Origin of the sequence: Janthinobacterium agaricidamnosum NBRC 102515 = DSM 9628 (assembly GCF_000723165.1) — a bacterium.
Classification (GTDB): domain Bacteria; phylum Pseudomonadota; class Gammaproteobacteria; order Burkholderiales; family Burkholderiaceae_D; genus Janthinobacterium; species Janthinobacterium agaricidamnosum.
On the sequence record NZ_HG322949.1, the window covers coordinates 5,911,546 to 5,914,585 of the forward strand.

The following is a 3,040-nucleotide window of genomic DNA, read 5'->3' on the forward strand; positions in this document are numbered from 1 at the left end:
TTCGATGGGTAATGATTGTATGTATCAACAAACAAGCAACAACGTTGTACTTCTTATCTCTGTAACCGCTTCCTTGATTCAGCAATGAACCAGGGGCCAGCGTTATAGGGACAAGCGAATAAGTGCACATGGTGGATGCCTTGGCGATTACAGGCGATGAAGGACGTAGTAGCTTGCGATAAGCTGCGGGGAGCGAGCAAACACGCATTGATCCGCAGATTTCCGAATGGGGCAACCCACCCTTTTAGGGTATTGCATGCTGAATACATAGGCATGCAAGGCGAACGCGGCGAACTGAAACATCTAAGTAGCTGCAGGAAAAGAAATCAACCGAGATTCCCAAAGTAGCGGCGAGCGAAATGGGAAGAGCCTGTACGTGATAGTCGGACCGATAACAGAATCCCGTGGAAATGGGAACCATAGTGGGTGATAGTCCCGTATGTGAAATCGGACCGGTGGTACTAAGCGTACGACAAGTAGGGCGGGACACGTGACATCCTGTCTGAATATGGGGGGACCATCCTCCAAGGCTAAATACTCGTAATCGACCGATAGTGAACCAGTACCGTGAGGGAAAGGCGAAAAGAACCCCGGAAGGGGAGTGAAATAGATCCTGAAACCGTGTGCATACAAACAGTAGGAGCGGACTTGTTCCGTGACTGCGTACCTTTTGTATAATGGGTCAGCGACTTACATTCAGTGGCAAGGTTAACCGAATAGGGAAGCCGTAGAGAAATCGAGTCCGAACAGGGCGAACAGTCGCTGGGTGTAGACCCGAAACCAAGTGATCTACTCATGGCCAGGATGAAGGTGCGGTAACACGCACTGGAGGTCCGAACCCACTAATGTTGAAAAATTAGGGGATGAGCTGTGGGTAGGGGTGAAAGGCTAAACAAACTTGGAAATAGCTGGTTCTCTCCGAAAACTATTTAGGTAGTGCCTCAAGTATCACCATCGGGGGTAGAGCACTGTTATGGCTAGGGGGTCATCGCGACTTACCAAACCATTGCAAACTCCGAATACCGATGAGTGCGAGCTTGGGAGACAGACGTCGGGTGCTAACGTCCGGCGTCAAGAGGGAAACAACCCAGACCGCCAGCTAAGGTCCCAAAGATTGGCTAAGTGGAAAACGAAGTGGGAAGGCTAAAACAGTCAGGATGTTGGCTTAGAAGCAGCCATCATTTAAAGAAAGCGTAATAGCTCACTGATCGAGTCGTCCTGCGCGGAAGATGTAACGGGGCTAAGCCAGTCACCGAAGCTGCGGATATGCAGTAATGCATATGGTAGGAGAGCGTTCTGTAAGCCTGCGAAGGTGTCTTGTAAAGGATGCTGGAGGTATCAGAAGTGCGAATGCTGACATGAGTAGCGATAATGGGGGTGAAAAGCCTCCACGCCGTAAGCCCAAGGTTTCCTGTTCAACGTTCATCGGAGCAGGGTGAGTCGGCCCCTAAGGCGAGGCAGAGATGCGTAGCTGATGGGAAGCAGGTTAATATTCCTGCACCGTCGTATGATGCGATGGGGGGACGGATCGCGGAAGGTTGTCTGCCTGTTGGAATAGGCAGTTTCTGGTTCATAGAAGGCGCTTAGGCAAATCCGGGCGCGCAATTCAAGGGGCTGGGACGAGTGAGCTTGCTCACGTAGCAATCGGAAGTGGTTCCAAGAAAAGCCTCTAAGCTTCAGTCATACGAGACCGTACCGCAAACCGACACAGGTGGGCGAGATGAGTATTCTAAGGCGCTTGAGAGAACTCGGGAGAAGGAACTCGGCAAATTGGTACCGTAACTTCGGGAAAAGGTACGCCCCGGTAGCTTGATTGCTTTACTGCATGAGGGTGAAAGGGTTGCAATAAACTGGTGGCTGCGACTGTTTAATAAAAACACAGCACTCTGCAAACACGAAAGTGGACGTATAGGGTGTGACGCCTGCCCGGTGCTGGAAGATTAAATGATGGGGTGCAAGCTCTTGATTGAAGTCCCAGTAAACGGCGGCCGTAACTATAACGGTCCTAAGGTAGCGAAATTCCTTGTCGGGTAAGTTCCGACCTGCACGAATGGCGTAACGATGGCCACACTGTCTCCTCCCGAGACTCAGCGAAGTTGAAATGTTTGTGATGATGCAATCTACCCGCGGCTAGACGGAAAGACCCCATGAACCTTTACTGTAGCTTTGCATTGGACTTTGAACCAATCTGTGTAGGATAGGTGGGAGGCTTAGAAGCGGGGACGCCAGTTCTCGTGGAGCCATCCTTGAAATACCACCCTGGTTTGTTTGAGGTTCTAACCTTGGCCCGTTATCCGGGTCGGGGACAGTGCATGGTAGGCAGTTTGACTGGGGCGGTCTCCTCCTAAAGTGTAACGGAGGAGTTCGAAGGTACGCTAGATACGGTCGGACATCGTGTTGATAGTGCAATGGCATAAGCGTGCTTAACTGCGAGACTGACAAGTCGAGCAGGTACGAAAGTAGGACATAGTGATCCGGTGGTTCTGTATGGAAGGGCCATCGCTCAACGGATAAAAGGTACTCTGGGGATAACAGGCTGATTCCTCCCAAGAGTTCATATCGACGGGGGAGTTTGGCACCTCGATGTCGGCTCATCACATCCTGGGGCTGTAGCCGGTCCCAAGGGTATGGCTGTTCGCCATTTAAAGTGGTACGTGAGCTGGGTTTAAAACGTCGTGAGACAGTTTGGTCCCTATCTGCCGTGGGCGTTGGAAATTTGAAGGGGGCTGCTCCTAGTACGAGAGGACCGGAGTGGACGTATCTCTGGTGTACCGGTTGTCACGCCAGTGGCATTGCCGGGTAGCTAAATACGGAAGAGATAACCGCTGAAAGCATCTAAGCGGGAAACTTGCCTTGAGATGAGATTTCCCAGAGCCTTGAGCTCTTTGAAGGGTCGTTCGAGACCAGGACGTTGATAGGCTGGGTGTGGAAGTGCAGTAATGCATTAAGCTAACCAGTACTAATTGCCCGTACGGCTTGTCCCTATAACCTTGGCAGGTTATGGTTGATGAGAAGCGCGATTGTTGTGAGTTTGTTGTGC

General features: G+C 51.2%; 1 rRNA gene. It reads left to right on the top strand.

Features of this window, described 5'->3' with window-relative positions:
• Positions 1-108: 108 nt before the first annotated feature.
• Positions 109-2,984, top strand: a 23S ribosomal RNA gene (locus GJA_RS25670).
• Positions 2,985-3,040 lie beyond the last annotated feature (56 nt).